This is a genomic window from Mucilaginibacter sp., from assembly GCF_039921305.1.
GTDB lineage: Bacteria > Bacteroidota > Bacteroidia > Sphingobacteriales > Sphingobacteriaceae > Mucilaginibacter.
Map to the genome: position 1 here is coordinate 62,757 of NZ_JBDSCA010000027.1, position 17,051 is coordinate 79,807.

15 protein-coding genes are annotated in these 17,051 nt (G+C 41.3%); 8 read left to right on the plus strand and 7 right to left on the minus strand.

From position 1 onward, the window contains the following. Positions 1 to 5: 5 nt before the first annotated feature. Both ABIN91_RS08155 and ABIN91_RS08160 read right to left on the minus strand, forming a co-directional pair. Positions 6 to 1,028: a glycosyltransferase family 9 protein gene (locus ABIN91_RS08155; RefSeq protein WP_348050361.1), complete on the minus strand. Its 1,023-nt coding sequence runs from the start codon at positions 1,026 to 1,028 to the stop codon at positions 6 to 8. Next, positions 991 to 2,682 (minus strand): helix-hairpin-helix domain-containing protein, encoded by a 1,692-nt coding sequence (locus ABIN91_RS08160; RefSeq protein WP_348050363.1) that lies wholly within the window; start codon positions 2,680 to 2,682, stop codon positions 991 to 993. The genes ABIN91_RS08155 and ABIN91_RS08160 overlap by 38 nt, the downstream gene beginning before the upstream one ends. A 131-nt stretch (positions 2,683 to 2,813) precedes the next feature. On the opposite strand from ABIN91_RS08160, the gene ABIN91_RS08165 reads away from it, so the two are divergent. Then, complete coding sequence (locus ABIN91_RS08165) at positions 2,814 to 3,368, plus strand: hypothetical protein (protein ID WP_348050365.1); 555 nt, start codon at positions 2,814 to 2,816, stop codon at positions 3,366 to 3,368. Positions 3,369 to 3,452: 84 nt separating this feature from the next. Here the strand turns inward: ABIN91_RS08165 and sppA are convergent, their stop codons facing one another. Then, the gene (gene sppA, locus ABIN91_RS08170) at positions 3,453 to 5,213 is read right to left on the minus strand and encodes a signal peptide peptidase SppA (RefSeq protein ID WP_348050367.1); all 1,761 of its coding nucleotides are present in this window, start codon (positions 5,211 to 5,213) and stop codon (positions 3,453 to 3,455) included. Positions 5,214 to 5,293: 80 nt separating this feature from the next. On the opposite strand from sppA, the gene folK reads away from it, so the two are divergent. Next, positions 5,294 to 5,752 carry a 2-amino-4-hydroxy-6-hydroxymethyldihydropteridine diphosphokinase gene (folK, locus tag ABIN91_RS08175; protein ID WP_348050369.1) on the plus strand — a complete coding sequence of 153 codons (459 nt, stop codon included), beginning with the start codon at positions 5,294 to 5,296 and terminating at the stop codon, positions 5,750 to 5,752. Here the strand turns inward: folK and ABIN91_RS08180 are convergent. After that, on the minus strand, positions 5,749 to 7,470 hold the full coding sequence (locus ABIN91_RS08180; RefSeq protein WP_348050371.1) for an alpha-amylase family glycosyl hydrolase: 1,722 nt from the start codon (positions 7,468 to 7,470) through the stop codon (positions 5,749 to 5,751). The two genes, folK and ABIN91_RS08180, sit on opposite strands and share 4 nt — an antisense overlap. 119 nt (positions 7,471 to 7,589) lie before the next feature. Next, positions 7,590 to 8,474, minus strand: a complete 885-nt coding sequence (locus tag ABIN91_RS08185) for a class I SAM-dependent methyltransferase (RefSeq protein ID WP_348050373.1) — start codon at positions 8,472 to 8,474, stop codon at positions 7,590 to 7,592. A 206-nt stretch (positions 8,475 to 8,680) separates the two neighbouring features. Between ABIN91_RS08185 and ABIN91_RS08190 the strand changes: the two genes are divergently transcribed. Together ABIN91_RS08190 and ABIN91_RS08195 are read left to right on the plus strand one after the other, a co-directional pair. Further along, a complete protein-coding gene (locus tag ABIN91_RS08190) occupies positions 8,681 to 11,434 on the plus strand; it encodes a TonB-dependent receptor (RefSeq protein ID WP_348050375.1) in 2,754 nt (917 codons plus the stop codon). A 20-nt stretch (positions 11,435 to 11,454) separates the two neighbouring features. Further along, positions 11,455 to 12,276 (plus strand): hypothetical protein, encoded by an 822-nt coding sequence (locus ABIN91_RS08195; RefSeq protein ID WP_348050377.1) that lies wholly within the window; start codon positions 11,455 to 11,457, stop codon positions 12,274 to 12,276. Positions 12,277 to 12,316: 40 nt separating this feature from the next. Here the strand turns inward: ABIN91_RS08195 and ABIN91_RS08200 are convergent, their stop codons facing one another. Beyond that, positions 12,317 to 13,069 carry an ATP-binding cassette domain-containing protein gene (locus ABIN91_RS08200; protein WP_348050379.1) on the minus strand — a complete coding sequence of 251 codons (753 nt, stop codon included), beginning with the start codon at positions 13,067 to 13,069 and terminating at the stop codon, positions 12,317 to 12,319. Further along, positions 13,066 to 13,800: an ABC transporter permease gene (locus ABIN91_RS08205; protein WP_348050381.1), complete on the minus strand. Its 735-nt coding sequence runs from the start codon at positions 13,798 to 13,800 to the stop codon at positions 13,066 to 13,068. Before ABIN91_RS08205 ends, ABIN91_RS08200 begins: the two co-directional genes overlap by 4 nt. A 193-nt stretch (positions 13,801 to 13,993) precedes the next feature. Here ABIN91_RS08205 and ABIN91_RS08210 point away from each other — a divergent pair, with 193 nt between their 5' ends. From ABIN91_RS08210 to ABIN91_RS08225, 4 genes are all read left to right on the plus strand, one after another. Further along, positions 13,994 to 14,698 carry an SDR family oxidoreductase gene (locus ABIN91_RS08210; RefSeq protein WP_348050383.1) on the plus strand — a complete coding sequence of 235 codons (705 nt, stop codon included), beginning with the start codon at positions 13,994 to 13,996 and terminating at the stop codon, positions 14,696 to 14,698. 26 nt (positions 14,699 to 14,724) lie between these two features. Next, a complete protein-coding gene (locus tag ABIN91_RS08215; RefSeq protein ID WP_348050385.1) occupies positions 14,725 to 15,234 on the plus strand; it encodes a PspC domain-containing protein in 510 nt (169 codons plus the stop codon). A gap of 2 nt (positions 15,235 to 15,236) precedes the next feature. Continuing rightward, the gene (locus tag ABIN91_RS08220) at positions 15,237 to 16,217 is read left to right on the plus strand and encodes a DUF5668 domain-containing protein (RefSeq protein WP_348050387.1); all 981 of its coding nucleotides are present in this window, start codon (positions 15,237 to 15,239) and stop codon (positions 16,215 to 16,217) included. A 65-nt stretch (positions 16,218 to 16,282) separates the two neighbouring features. Continuing rightward, positions 16,283 to 16,891, plus strand: a complete 609-nt coding sequence (locus tag ABIN91_RS08225) for an RDD family protein (protein ID WP_348050389.1) — start codon at positions 16,283 to 16,285, stop codon at positions 16,889 to 16,891. The last annotated feature ends 160 nt before the right edge of the window (positions 16,892 to 17,051 follow it).

Below are 17,051 nucleotides of genomic sequence, written 5' to 3' on the forward strand. Positions count from 1 at the left end.
GCTATTTACACATTATTAGCATAACTAACAACAACATTTTCAGGTATTTCGTTCATACACTTAAAATGACCGAGCGGGCACTTTTCTAAACCGAATTTTGAGCAGGGCCGACAGGGTAATTCAATCCCAATAACCTCGGCACCTTTAACCTCATATGGCTGTACACCAAGCAATTCGGGAACGGTGCTACCCCAAATTGAAGCGATAGGCACATTAAAAGCCTCAGCAATATGGGTTAACCCAGTATCAAAACCAATTACCTTACGGGATTTTGAAACCAGATAAACCGATTCATCCAGCGATGTTTTGCCGCAGGCATTATAAACCTTTGCGCCAACAGCCGCCTCAATTTCGTCAGCATTACCCTTTACATCGTTACCTCCTAATAAAACTACAGGCAGTTCAATTTGCTTGCATATGCTGATGATCTTTTCGTTAGGCATGCGCTTGGTAAAGTGGGTTGCCCCGATAATGAACGAGATGTACCCCTGCTGGTGCGATTGGGGCAATAAGTCAGTTAATTGATGATCTGCCTTTACATAATAATCAATAGGTTTGCCATCATTCTTCACACCCAAAAAGCCAACCGTTTGCATATACCGCTCTACCAAATGGGTATGCGGAACGAGGTTTTTCAAATGCAACTTAAGCGATAACCATTTGCGAACGCTCTGCTTGTTATAGGTTGATGATTTGATCCCCGTTTTAAATTTGATGATAGCAGTACGCAGGTTATTATGCAGATCAATAATGTAATCAAATTTTTCAGCCTGAATATCCGCTATGGTCTCTTTTAGCGTGGGTTTTAGCAGGTGCAGTTTATCAACGTAAGGGTTATTATCGTAAATATATTTAAAAGAGGGTTTGGTCAAAAAATGGACCTCGGCACCCGGCAATTGTTGCTTCAAACAACGCACAACAGGCGTGGTATAAATCACATCACCCATCGAGCTCAGGCGGATCACCAATATTTTGAGGCCCTTTTCCAAATTATTTGCTGCTGTTGATATGAGCTTTCCGTTTTTCAAATACTTGTTTTATCTCATCTAAACTCAATGCATTCAAACAACGCTCCTTGTATAAACCACCTTTACGCGCGGATAAAACACCATAATGCATATCCAGATGGCCTTCATTACGGTGAGCATCGGGATTAATGGATAGCCAAACACCCTTATCTAAAGCATATTGGTGCCAGCGCCAATCCAAATCTAAACGCAATGGGTTAGCGTTGATCTCTATCACCACCCCATTATCCGCGCAGGCGTCAATCACCTTTTTATAATCAATACTATAACCATTACGGCTTAGTAAAAGCCTGCCCGTGGGGTGCCCCAAAATTGTAGTGTATGGATTCTCAATAGCTTTAATTAATCGGGCCGTGGCCTTATCCTCGGCCATCTTTAAATTAGAGTGTACCGATGCCACAATAAAATCAAAGCGCTGTAATATCTCATCCGGATAATCCAACGAACCATCGTTCAATATATCCGATTCTATCCCCTTAAAAATATGGAAATCTGGCGTTTTTTTATTGATATGATCTATCTCCTCATGCTGTTGCAACACCCGCTCAATGCTCAAACCCTTGGCATAAAAGGCACTTTTGCTATGGTCGCAAATACCTAAATATTCCAGTTTTAGTTCATCACGCAAGTAGGGTACGATCTCTTCCAATGTATTCACCCCATCGCTCCAGGTACTGTGGTTATGTAGTGTACCTTTCAAATCATTATAAGTGATCAGTTCTGGTAATTCGCTTTCAATAGCTTTCGCGATGATATCAGTACCCTCACGCAGTTCCGGCTCAATAAAAGGTAAACCTGCTTTTTCATAAATATCTTCCTCACTTTCAACGCGTAGGTTACTTTCTTTTATCCGATTTAAAACAGCTTCAACATGTTCCGCATTACCGGTTTGGATAAATACCTGCGTATTAAAATGAGCTATATCCACAACATGGATATGCGTTAATAAACCGCTCTCCGTGTCGCCACTGATAATATTTTCGTTTACACGGATGTTTTGCAAAAAGGCATCCTGCTGCAAAATACCGATAGCCTCATCCGTATCACCGGTACCAATTACAAAACAAAGCTCATTGATAATTTCCAACCTGCGGCGATACTCCCCACATATCATAATATCGGCTTCGGGCAAAAGCTTCTGCATTAGCTCTTGCATATCAATAGCCAATTGCTCAACCCGGGCATACAAAAACTTGCCATTGCTGGCCATTTTAAATTCAATGGCTTTGCGTATCTCTTCCTGCGTTTTTAAACCGAAACCTTTGGCTTCAATCAGCCTGTTCTCGTTACAGGCATAATATAGCTCACCAATGTTCTCAATATTCAGCTCATGCCAAATGATCGCTATCTTTTTCGGACCAATACCTTTAATAGCCAGCATTTCCACCACACCAGGCGGGGTAGAGGCTAATAGCTCTTCCAGTTCAAACATTGTACCGGTAGTTAGCAACTCAACAATTTTACCTGCCAGGCTTTTACCTATCCCGTCAATCTTCTCCAACTCGTCAAATGGTTTATCCGCCAATTTGAAAGGTAGCTTATCCACCTTAAAGGCAGCATTCGCTACCGATTTTATTTTAAAAGGATTAACCTCATGCAGTTCCATTAACTGTGAGAGCAAACGCAGGGTACGGGCTATAGGTTTATTTTCCATTGAGCTATTCAATGTGGTAAAAATACGAATTTTGATCTGAGATAAGGTGGATTTGGAAATACATTAACGCCTATAGAACTCTTATAATAATTTAATTATCTTTCCAAAAATTGACAATTATGATGTATGTAGTGGAACATCCCGAATTAATTTTATTTTTTTCTACTTTTCCAATATTAGGCCTGTTAATAAAGGATAACTTTTCTGATAAAGTGATTTTATATATTTTAATTGCTGCGGCAGTTTTGCTTTTGCCAGCCTTAACAGGTTATTCTTATATCGTATCAAACGGATATGCTATTTTAATTTATATTTCACTTGCGTGTGGTTATAGTTTTTATTTGAAAAATATCATACGTAAAATAATCAATGCCCTAACTACTACATTCTTTTTATTTCTGATTTGTGGGTTTATCTCATTCTTTGGTGCAATGGGAGGATCTATTACTGTCATCCAGAAATGGAAATTAAACGGTTATAATATTGAATATAAACAAGACCAAGGTTTCGCTGGTGGAGCTTTAATGACTTACCGTTTGAGTAAATATGCAATTATTCCCATTTTTTTAAAAGAAGTAGATTCCAAAGTTGATAATGATACAATCAATCGTTGTCAAATAAAATTTGATGAGGAAAAGCTAATATTTGATAAGTGTAAAATCGAATTGAAATCCATGAACAAGTGATTGAAGTTTTATAACAACAAAAAAAGCCACCCGCAACGCGAATGGCTTTAAAAGTCTTGATTCCTGATTCTAACTTCTTGCTTCTTACTTGATCACCACCTCATAAGGCATCCGCATCTGCACGCCGCTGCGTTGCACAGCTTCTTTAACCTGGTTGTAGTATTTGTAGTTATCGCCTAATTCGGCCTTAACCATTTGCGCGCGCATTTCTACGCTGAAGGTTTTGCCTAAGTTTTTAAACTTGCTGGTTTGCTCGGGGTATGGCACTACGCTGTAATCTTTTAGTTTAGCTTTTTTTGCTGCCGATTTTACCGCGTCGTTAATATTGCCCAGTTTATCAACCAAACCTATTTTAATAGCCTGGTTACCTGTCCAAACACGCCCTTGACCAATGCTGTTTATATAAGCCTGACTTTTATGTCGCCCGGCGGCAACCGCTTTGGTAAAAGTATCATAGCCACGGTTAACCTGGTTTTGTAGTATCAAACGCTCTTCGGGAGTTAATGGGCGCGATACATCGCCCAGATCGGCAAACTTGCCGGTTTTTACACCGTCAAAAGTTAAGCCCAGTTTATCATTAAAAAATTTCTGCAGGTTAGGCAGCATCGCAAAAATACCTATCGAACCGGTAATGGTATTTGGCTCGGCATAAATAGAATCTGCCGCGCAGGCAATGTAGTAACCACCGCTCGCCGCGTAATCACCCATCGATACAATAACAGGTTTCACCTTCTTGGTCAGCATTACTTCGCGCCATATCACATCACTCGCTAACGAGCTGCCTCCCGGGGAGTTAACACGTAATACAACCGCTTTAACCTTATCATCCAAACGCACCTGGCGCAAGGCTTTCGATATTTTTTCCGATCCGATACTGTTATCATCCCCATCGCCGCCATTAATTTCGCCAGCCGCGTAAACTATTGCAACACGGTTGCTGCTCGTATCTTTATCATCATTTCCATTGGCTTTAGTATAATCACCAATATTAACCGATTTTATATTTTTCTTTTTATCAACTCCGGTGCGTTGTTTTAACTCGTCAAGCAGTTCGTCTTTGTATTTCAGACCGTCTAACAGTTTGTATTTTACCGCATCTTCCGGGTTTTGTATCAACATATTGTTAGCGATGTTAAACAGCGAATCTTTATTCACATGTCGGCTCGCGCTTATTCCCGACAAAAAATGATCATACATCGAACCTAAATAAGCATTCACCTGTAAACGATTGGCATCGCTCATTTTGGTTAAAAAGAAAGGCTCAACAGCGCTTTTAAAAGTACCTACTTTGATGATCTGCATATCAATGCCTAATTTATCAAGGGCGCCTTTGTAAAACATAACTTGTGAGCTAAAGCCATGAAACTCAAAAATGCCTTTCGGGTTCATGTAAACCTTATCCGCAACCGATGCTAAGTAGTAAAAGCTTTGAGTATATATTTCGGAGTAAGCGACAATAAACTTACCCGATTTTTTAAAGTCTATCAGCGCGTTACGTACTTCTTCGGTAGTGGCCTGGCCGCTCATCATGTAGCTCTCGTCCAAAAAGATACCTTTAATATTGTTGTCTGTTTTTGCCTTTTTAATGTTGGCCAAAATATCATTCAAGCCTATCACTTTATTATCGTCAAAGCCTAAAAAGCTTAACCCGGCTAACGGGTTATCGGGCGTACGTTCGTTTATGGGTGCGGTAAGCGCTATACGCAAAACCGAGTTTGAAGCTACGTCGGTAGGTTTATCGCTGGTAGCGGTAGCAACAATTGCAACTAAAACAATGATGAGCAAAAAGAAAGTAATAAAGAGGCCAAGTATTGTGGCGAAAACAAATTTGAAGAATTGTTTCATGAAATATTAAAAAGCGTTAACTATGCAAAATTACTAAATAGATATGGATAAGAGCATTAACTGCGATATTTGTTACAACAATGATTAGTGTTTTTTTACTATTGGGAAGTAATATGGGCCAAAGGGCTTCTTTTTTAAATTCGGCTATAGCCGAAATAGAAAAACAGGTGGGCCCGGTACTCAAAGCATCAACTGTGCATCAAACTTTGGCATGGGGCAAAACCGATGAACCCGATTATTTGAACCAGGTATTAGAAGTTGAAACTCTGCTTACCGCACAAGCCGTTCTGCATACCATATTAGGCATAGAAAAACAATTGGGCCGCGAGCGCAAAGAAAAATGGGGCTCCAGAACTATTGATATCGACATCCTTTTTTATGGCAACGAAGTGATCAGCGAGCCCGATCTGATCGTTCCGCACCCGCAATTGCAACACCGCAAATTTACCTTAGTGCCGCTTAACGAAATTGCGCCCGACCTTATTCATCCGGTATTAAACCTGAGCATTGCTGAGTTGAATAAAGCTTTAGATATTTAAAAGCTTAACACTAACCCACTCGCCGCGGCAATCTTCATCACCACCCCATGCTTCACATCAATGGTATGATAAACCTTTTCACCCAGCATATCTTTAAAAGCAATGGCACCATCCATGCCCCATTTCTCCAATAACTCAGCCGGAAGCTTCACATTAAACTCGTGTTCAGTACGGCTAAAATTGGTCACCACCAAAATTCTTTGCTTATCCGTATAACGCACATAAGCATAAGTATGCTCATCAAAACCATATCCCTCGTGCAGGTTAAGCAGCATTAACTCATGAAATTCTCCTTTGGTAATAGCCTCATTATTGGCCGCTACATTCAGTAACCGGCTATAAAATTCACGCAATTGCTTTTGCGAATCAGACAAAGCTCCGCCATCAAATTTGCCACCGTTAACCCATTTCTGATGCTCGGGTAATCCCCAATAATCAAATATGCTGGTCCGTCCATCGGTCCCGCTAAAACCTTCTGTACCATTTGCCGGTTCCCCAACTTCCTGGCCAGAGTAGATCATAACCGGCCCTGCAGACAAAGTGGCCGTAACTATCATAGCCGGAACAGCCAGCCAGGCATCCCCGGCAAAATGAAGTGAAGCAATACGCTCCTCATCATGGTTCTCCAAAAACCTTAACATATGCTCCGGAAACTCCGCGCTTTCGTGGAAACAAACCTTGTTGATATCCCAAATGGTACAAGCAGGTTCGTTACGCATTAAGCGCTTCAATCCATCATACAAACCAACCTTATCATATAAGTAATCAAAGTGCCCGGTAAAAATATAGGTACCGTATTTTGATGTATCGTACGCCTCACCAATAAATACCAGATCAGGATATTCGGCTTTTAGTTTCGTAATTATCCAACTCCAAAACTCAACCGGAACCATCTCCACCATATCACAACGGAAACCATCCACACCCTTAGTTGTCCAGTAATGCAAAATATCAAACATCTTTTGCCAAACGGGTGGGGTAGGGTTAAAATGCCCTTGGCGGCCGTTCATATAATCAACACCATAATTCAGTTTAACGGTTTCAAACCAATCGTTAATACTTGGTGTAGCGCTAAATACATCGTTCCCGGTTGCCTTGGCGGGATTTTCGTCAAAGACCCCCGTTTTCAACGGACTATGAAACTCATCCCCACCCGGATTATATCCCTGCGGAACAGCAAAAGCCTGCCCCGGTGTATAATATAGGTCATTAGTCGGACTAAAACCTTTCGTTTTATCATCGTCCGCACCAAAATCACTCACACCTTTAGGCTTCGCGTCCGAGTTATAGGTACGGGCAATATGGTTAGGCACAAAATCAATAATAACCTTCAATCCATTGGCATGAGTTCGTTTTACCAAACTTTCAAACTCAGCAATCCTGTTCTTTACATTCACCGCCAAATCCGGGTCAATATCATAATAATCCTTAACCGCGTACGGCGAACCGGCCCTGCCTTTTACTACATCAGGGTCGTCCAGCTTAATACCAAATTTGGAATAATCCGTCATGGTAGCGTGTTCAATAATACCGGTGTACCAAACATGACTAAAGCCCATCGCCTTGATTTGGTGCAGGGCTTTATCACTAATATCATTCAGCTTACCAACCCCGTTTTCTTCAATAGAACCGTAAAATTTATTAGTAGTGTTAGTGTTCCCAAACAACCGCGGTAACATCTGATAGATAATAAGCTTATGATTAACGTTTTGATCCATTCTGTTTTTTATTGGTAGCTATATAAACTGCGCCCTCAAATTTACTGATACAGTAACAAAAGGTATACAAAATAAGGTAGTTATGGAAGGGAGATCGCACAAAGTATGCTGTAGCCGCCTTATTTATGCTTGAAAAACTTGCCGAAAACGCCCAGCGGTAATTTTGAACCCGCGGTAGCTTGTAAATACAATTCGCCAATCTCCAAATTCTCCACTTTGGGGTAAGCGCTTTGAATAAGGTTCTGCACAATAACCGATGAAAAGCCCAATGAGTAAGTATTCAATATTAAAAAGTGCTCTTCGGGGTCAAGTAGCTTAACCACGTCGTGCATCATTTCGTTCAGGCTATCTTCCAGTTTCCACTTTTCGCCGTTAGGGCCATGGCCGTAAGCCGGTGGGTCCAGAATAATGCCGTTGTAAGTTTTGCCACGTTTAACCTCGCGCTTCACAAATTTCAAGGCATCTTCAACCACCCAGCGGATATCTTTAATACCCGATAATTCCATGTTCTCGTTACCCCAGGTAACTACCTGTTTAATCGAGTCTACATGTGTTGTATCGGCGCCGGCCGCTTTCGCGATAAGTGATGCGCCACCTGTATAAGCAAACAGGTTCAATACCTTAGGCTGTTCGGCCTTAAACATTTTCACATGCTTGCTGATATAATCCCAATTTACGGCTTGCTCCGGGAACATGCCCACATGCTTAAACGATGTTAAAGCCATGCGCAAATTGATCTTCACATCATTGTTTTTATATTCAATGTTCCACCTATCCGGCAGGTTATGGTTCTTTTTCACCCACTCGCCCGATGTTGCCGAACGGCCCTTAAAACGGATGTGATGCTGTTTGGTCCACTCAGCTTCGCTTAAACCCTTATTCCATACCGCTTGTGGCTCCGGGCGGATCAGGATCAGATTGCCAAAGCGCTCCATTTTCTCAAAGTCGCCGCAGTCAATCAATTCGTAATCTTTCCAGTGGGTAGGGGTAAGTAGTTGGATCATTCTTTTAATGTGTTGTATTTGCGGCTGCAAATATAGGCAAAACTATTTTGCATGATTTTTTTGATACATATTATGAATACATCTTTATTTATATACCTTTAACTAATATTATAGTTAAACCTAAACCTATCTATATAATGAACATTTACCCGGTTACAATACGGATTTTTGGTGCGAGTATATTTTCAAAGCAGCCCAAAATCTAAATGAAAAATATAACATTTTTAATTATCACAATTTTATTGGGTGGGAAGCTGTTTGCCCAAACCCAATCCCCTCCCAGGGCAAAGCCAACAGACCCGCCCCCATTACCTTTTAGGGAGGTAAGCGGTATTGTTAAAGATTCATCTGATAATTCTATTCCCGGCGTAACCATTACGCTTATCTCTAAAAAAGACACACTACATGTTTCAAGTAATGAGCGGGGGATATTTGTTTTTAAAAATGTAAAGCAAGCCACATTCAGCATTAGTTTTAAGGCTATGGGTTTCGCGCCAACGGTGCGTAAGTTTCTATTGAGTGATCTAGATCGCAAGCTTGTTTTAAACCCCATTATATTAGGACAGGGGCAGCATGTATTAAACGAGGTGAAAATTAACGGTACACCAGATGTGATATACAAAACGGATACAGTTGAATACCGTGCCGCAAATTACAAGGTGAGGCCCGATGCAACGCTTGATGAACTCCTCAAAAAAATGCCAAATGTAGAAGTTGATAAAAATGGTAAAGTAACCTTTATGGGCGAAGAGGTGAAAAAAGCACGCCTAAACGGTAAAGATTTTGCCGGTGGTGATGTGGCCCAGGCTGTAAAAAATCTGCCTGCCGCCATTGTAGATAAGGCCCAGTTTGTTGACGATTACGGACAACAGGCAGCCCGTACCGGTATTAAAGACGGCGACCCAACCAAAGTATTGAACATTACCACCAAGGCCGATCGATCGATAGGTAACATGGCACGCCTTAGCGCATCAGCGGGGAATAATGACCGCAGTGATGGTAACGCGTTTGTACAGCGTATTAATGCTAACCAGCAAATAGGGTTTAATGGCTCGTTCAATAGTACGGTAAACGGTGTAGCTGGTGATAATTCCAGCGGCGCATCTGGCGGCAGCAACAGTTATGGCAGGCCCAGTATGGGCTATCGCGATCAATGGGGTAAAAAGGTGCAGTTTAACAGCAGCTATTCGTACAACTTTTACAACAGCAATAATATTTACGATGCCGATGGGCAATCCTTTAGTTCAAACGGTACTACCAATTTTGTGAGCAGTAGTTCGGGTGAAAGCGGTAGCAAGGGACATAATTTATACATGCAATTGGATATCAATGCCGATAGCTCCAATTTTATCCAGATCACACCAACATTTAATTATTCGGGTTCGAACTCATCCAATACATATTCAAACACGTTGTTTGGGTATCAAAATCAAATTGCAAATGGTACAAGTTTAAGTTCAAGCGATTATGCAAACTACGGTGGTACTGCCTTTTATCAGCACCTGTTTAAAAAGAAGAAGCGTAATTTTTCGGCACAGTTCTCGGCCAACTGGAGCACCCAAAAGCAACGTAGTGAAAGCAATACACGTACCCTTTATCAGGATTCATTATTGGCAACTAAAAGGGATTCGATTTATCGGCCAATTACAGCACGTAATAGCCCTAGTAACAGCTACTCAACCAATTTAACTTATGTTGAACCCTTAAGTAAAACCGAATTGCTGCAATTTAATGCCGTACTTAACTATCGCGGCTATGCCAATACCGCGGTAACCGATAGTATTAACAGGGCCAATCAAATTGTGCATGTACCTTCGTTAAGCAGCATCTACAACTATTCATTTTCCGAAACGCGCCTGGGGGTAAATTACACAGTTAACAAACCCAAATACAATTATTCATTAGGTGTAACTGCTATCCCAACACTTTTAGAAGGCACCCAGGTTACCCTTAACGCAACAACATCACGTACAAATTTTACCATTATACCCATCTTCAGGTTTCAATACGTTTTCTCTAAAACGCATAGGCTAAGCATGAATTATAACGGTAGCCCAACCGAGCCAACGTTTTCGCAGATCCAGCCTGTTGCCGATAAATCAAGCCCTCAAAACGTCATCGTGGGTAATCCCGATCTGCGGCCATCATTCAGGCATACGGTGAGTTTGCAGTATAATAATTATATCCCAAATTCAAAGCTAACCTTATCGGCTACAGCCAATACCAGTATGGTTAACAGCCAGGTAGTGAGCAACGTTTTGCAGGTACCACTACCTGCTATCAGCAGCTTTTATAACGAAACGCACTACCTTAACCTCAACGGCGCTTATTCGGTTAGTGGCAATTATGGCATAACTAAACAACTGAGCGATCAGAAATATAGCCTGCGTTTAAATGGCACCATGAGTTATAACCACAATATATCTATGAGTAATGATATTGGTTACCATGCCGATAACTGGCGCTTTAGCGAAGTATTGGGGCCACAGCTAAACCCCACTGAAGCCATCGAGATCAACCCATCGGTATCTTACACGCTTGCACGATCATTTTTTACACAGCCTAATGCCCGCAACACCGATACCAAAACTACAGCCTTAACTATTGATGGTGTATTCACCTATAAAAAATGGAAATTAGGCTACAACGCCAGCAAAAACTATGTGGAGGGTATAAGCGCCAATTTAACCCATAACCCTTTTGTTGTAGATGCTTACCTGCAACGTACACTGTTTCCCAAAATTCAGGGCAACTTAAAAATTCAGGCATTTGACATTTTTAACCAGAATAATTTTATTAACCAAACGGTATCAACAACATCCATCACCAATACAAAAAGTAATGTGCTGAGCCGCTATGTATATATAAGTTTTTCGGTTTTTCTGCAAAAATGGAGCGGATCGCCTAAGCGTAACGGAGCACCAATGATGCGCCGCGGCGATGGCAGTTTTGTTTACTAACTAATTAACTATCCGGAAAAATGAGAACCATTAAATATACTTTGTCAGGAATAATTTATTGCTGTCTGCTTTTCGCGATAAGCATAAGCGCCCATGCACAGCGTTTGCCAGCCGTTCAGAAAGACCCATTACGAGCCCCCGCCAATGTTAAAATTGACGGCAAGGCTACCGAATGGGGGCAATACCAGGCTTATAACAAAGCTACCGTAGTATATTACAGCATAGCTAACGATAATGAAAATTTGTACTTGTTAGTTAAAGCCGAAAAAGCCAACATGATCAAAAAAAGTATAATGGCGGGCATTACGCTTATCATTAATCGCTCGGCAAAAAAGAACGATACCCTGGGCCAGGTAAGTATCACCTTCCCGCTCATACCGCGAAAGGAGCAGTTCAGAATCAACGAAGATGTGGATAAGATGCACCGGGATGTTAAGGATACAGCCTCGATGTCGCGCCGTGCAGATACTTTGATGCGATTGGCTAACAAAGATATTGATGCAACATCAAAATTGATATTGATAAAAGGTGTTAAAGATATTGCCGATACGCTGGTATCTATTTATAACGAAGAAAATGTACAGGCTTCATCAAGGTTTGATAACAAAATGAATTACATCTATGAGCTATCTGTCCCGCTCAAATACCTCGGTTTCTCGATGGATAAACGCGGCCCCTTTGCTTACCATGTTAAGTTAAATGGCGCCAGTAGCAGGTATGTTTACGAGGGGAGTTTTACGATAAGATATGTTAACGGCCAGCAAACTATAAGTGGCAATCAAATTAACCAGGATTGGGTTAACACCACCGATTTTTGGGGCGAGTATACCTTAATAAAATAAAACCTCCGGTCTTACGGACTTTCCCGACTTTCGGACTCTCCTACAATTTCTCCCTCGCGGCCTGCATAAACTTGCTGGCAAATACAAAACTATTCAGTTCGGGGTTATCGGTATGGGCAATTTCTTTGCTGCTGCCTTCCCACCATTTTTGGCCGTCGTTTAAAAAAATAATGTGATCGCCAATACCCATTACCGAGTTCATATCGTGGGTAACCACAACGGTTGTAGTTTGATATTCCTGGGTAATTTCGGCAATCAACTCGTCAATTAAGATAGATGTTTTTGGGTCGAGGCCCGAGTTGGGTTCATCAACAAACAAATACTTGGGCTGCATGGATATTGCACGGGCAATACCTACACGTTTTTTCATTCCTCCCGATAGTTCTGAAGGATATAAAGCGCCTTTCCCGGCAAGGTTGACCCTTTCTAAACAAAAATTGGCACGGTCTACCTTTTCGGCATAAGGCATTTTGGTAAACAAATTAAGCGGGAAAATAATATTGTCCTGCACCGTCATCGAATCAAAAAGGGCAGAGCTTTGAAAAAGCATACCAATTTGGGTACGTATGGGTACACGTTCCACAAAATCCATACTGGTAAAATCCTGACCGTCGTATATAATTTTGCCTTGTGTGGGTTCGTGCAAGCCAACAATACATTTAAGTAAAGTAGTTTTACCTGAGCCTGAGCCACCAATAATAAGATTGTTCTGACCTGGTTTTAATTGCACGGTGATACCTTTCAATACTTTGTTTTCACCGAAGGTTTTATGAACGTCTTGTATATCAATCATAAGAATATCCGTGAAATAACTAAGTCAAAAAATAAGATCATCACACAACTATAAACCACACCACGCGTTGCCGACTGGCCCACTTCTAAAGCGCCACCCGAAGTATAAAAGCCCTGAAAGCTGCAAATTGATGTAATTATAAAACCAAACACGGCCGCTTTGGTTAAGCAAACCGTAACAATTACCGGGTTAAAACCATCGCTCAAACCGGTTAAAAAATCAGAAGCTGATACTTCGTTTGATAATGAGCAAGCAATTAAACCACCTGTAAAACCCAGCAATACCGATACAATAACCAATAAAGGTATCATTAACGTGCCTGCTATAATTTTAGGAGATATTAAAAAGCCCGGCGAGTTAACGCCCATAATTTCTAAAGCGTCTATCTGCTCGGTAACGCGCATGGTGCCAATTTGCGATGCCATGCTTGAGCCTACACGCCCGGCCAGTACCAGTGCAGATATGGTTGGGCTAAACTCCAGTATCGTACTATCGCGGGCAATACTGCCTACAACACTTTTAGGTATTAATGGATTGATGAGTTGGAAAGCGGTTTGAATAGTTACCGCAGCACCAATAAATACCGAAATAATGGCAATGATACCCAGCGAGCCAATACCTACTGATACCATTTCGTGCATTACTTCTTTCCAATAAACGGTAAACTTTTCCGGCTTTTTAAAACTTAGCCGCATTAATAAAATATATTTCCCTAAGCTGTGTAGTAGCATTATTAAATTTTAATTGTGGTAAAAATACGTTTTTTCATCTAATCATTTGTCCTGCCGGGTTTATTGGCTGGTACTATTTACAATTCCTATTATTTGCACATTATCAAATTTGCACATCCGCATCTATACATTACATTATAATAGCTAATTTTAAAGCGCGGGCATAACAATCCGCATCATCCTCAATTTTACCATGGAAAACGTAATTATCACCGGAGCAACAAAAGGCATGGGCCGCGCCATAGCTATAGCATTTGCTAAACAAGGTTTGAACATAGCAGTTTGTTCCCGAAACAATGAAGAATTATTGCTTTTACAGGATGAGCTCAAAAAAATAAACCCCGGTATCCGCATAATTATTCGCCAAACCGATGCCAGCCGTAAAGAAGAGGTGATGGCCTTTGCCGGATTAGCAGAGCAGGAGTTGGGTTTCATTAGTGTGATTGTTAACAACGTAGGTATATACGAACCATCGAGCATACTGGATGATGAAGACGATACCTTTACACGGCTGATGAATACCAACCTCATGCCATCGTACGAGTTGTACCGTTACTTTGGTAAAACCATGATGGCTTCTGCCCGTGGCCATATCTTTAATATCTGCTCTGTAGCGGCATTAAGCCCTGTTGTTGAGGCCGGAATGTATTCTGTAACTAAATCTGCCTTGTTGTGTCTAAACAATATAATGAGGCTCGAAATGCAGACATACGGCGTAAAAGTAACAGCGATATTGCCGGGATCGACATTAACAGATTCGTGGAAAGGTACAGATGTTAATCCGGACAAGTTTGTATCTCCTGATGATATTGCTTCGGCAATAATTTGCGCCTATAACATGAGTGCGGGCGCCAATGTTGATGAGATCGTAATAAAACCTGTAACGGGCCAGGTTTAATTATTAACAAAATAAAACTAACAATTATGAGCAGTAACAGATTATACCGCGACGAACAATATAAAAAAATAGGAGGTGTTTGCGCAGGTTTAGCAGAGTATTTTAATGTGGACGTATCATTGGTCCGCGTGTTATTTGTATTAGCCGCGGTATTGGGCGGCGGTGGCGTATTGGGCTACTTTATTTTATGGATAGTGGTGCCTGCCAAACCAATGGTATCACCATCAGATGATTTTTTTAATTCGTCGCAATCGCAGCCTCAATACCAAGCCCAACCAATTACTGGGGTTAAAAGAAAAGATCATACAGGCAGATACATTGGTGGCCTGATCTTAATATTTTTAGGAGTTTACATTATGCTTGAGCAATATGATCTGATCCCCGAGATCAGACTTAGAGTTGTTGCGCCGGTTGTGTTGATCATCATTGGTTTGGTATTGATGTTTGGTTTCTGGGTAAAGCACCCTGCGGATAAGCAAGCTACCGATTTTAGCAATAACGATTCCTCATCAACTGATAATTCTCAAACTTTATAGTCATGCGTAACGATAAATTAATTCCGGGCACGGTCCTGGTCATCATAGGTGTACTTTTTTTATTAAACAGTATTAATGTAATAGATTTTGATTGGCTCAGCCTGATCCGCCTATGGCCAATATTGCTGGTAATTGGTGGTGTGAACCTCATATTTGCCAACAACCGTACAGGCACGGCAACCGCTGTAAAAATTGTTGTGCTTATAATTGGTATGGGCATACTGATAGTTACAGGCTTAAGTCATCATAATTATCCCCATAACGATTGGAGATACGCTTTCAGTAATTTTGACAATGATAACGACTCAACCGACAGAGATGATATCCATATTGGAGATAAAGGCACCGCGCACTTTAGCGAAGCCTATAAACCCGCCATCCAACAAGCGGTTTTAAATATTAATGGTGGCGTTACAACTTATACCATAAGCGATACTACCAGCAATCTTTTTGAAGCCGATACTAAAGCTCATGGTGGCAATTATAACCTAAACACAAGTGTTGACTCGTTAACCGAAACTTTAGATTTTGGCCAGGATGGTGGCGAGAACCATCACCGTGGCTTCACGTTCAACTTTGGTAATCACAGTACCAACAAGGCTTTTATTAAGTTAAATACCAAACCCATTTGGGAGATCAATGTTGAAACCGGAGTATCAAACGTGAACTTTGATTTGAGTAAATTTAAAGTGCAAAAGGTAAATATCCAGGGCGGTGTGGCATCATTTAAAGTGAAAATGGGTCAGCCACTTGCCGAAACTAATATTGAAGTAGAGACCGGTGTATCCAAATTGACTTTAGATATACCTCAAAACGCGGCCTGCCATATCACCAGCGATTCTGGCTTATCATCAAAAAGGTTAGAAGGTTTTGTAAACGTAGGCGATAATGAATACGAAACCCCTGGTTTTGAAAAGGCTGCTAACAAAATGTACGTACGCTTAAGCGGTGGTTTATCTAAATTCAAGGTGACTCAATACTAAGCATCTTAAAAATTGATTATAAGTAAAGGGAGCAATATTATTGTTCCCTTTACTATTTTTGAGCTATGGACGAAAAATACCTGCTTGTAGTGAATGGCAAACCCGAAGGCCCGTATAGTATTGACGAGCTTAAAGCCATGCGCATTAAAGCCGGTGATTTTGTAAAGACCGCCGCCATGGACGATTACAAAGAAGCCCACGAGATTGCCGAACTGCGCTCCATTTTCGGTTTCCGTTTGCAAACGGTAGCCCCGCAATACTTTGGCGCTTTTGATCAGCGTGTGCTTGCCGCGATAATTGACTGGCTGATAGTAGGAGGGATAGCTATAGCGATAACCTATATCCCGGTTATCCTGATCAGCAACGCTATGATCAAAGCCACGCTAACAGCCAGCCTATTAGTTGTTGTGCCAATAGCCTACCTTATTTATCACATTGTAATGGAAGCTTCGCCCAAACAAGCTACCTACGGTAAAATGATTTTAAAAATAAGGGTTTGCAATATGGATGGCTCGGATATAGATACTTCAAAAGCCATTAAACGCAATGTATATAAAATACTTTCGGTGCTGACATTCTTTGTTGGCTACCTCATGAGCTTCTTCAACAAAAAACAACAATGCCTGCATGATGTGATTGCCGAAACGCTGGTGATGCGGGATAGGTTGGTATGATTAATAGACCCACAGCGTTATTGCGAGCGATAGCGTGGCAATCTCTACGTAGGCAAATCGATAATACAAGCTCTACACTTAGCGCCCGCCTCTGTAAAATATAGAGCTCGCCGCGTCGTTCCTCCTCGTAATATCGCTTTTTTATCCAATACGCCCCTTC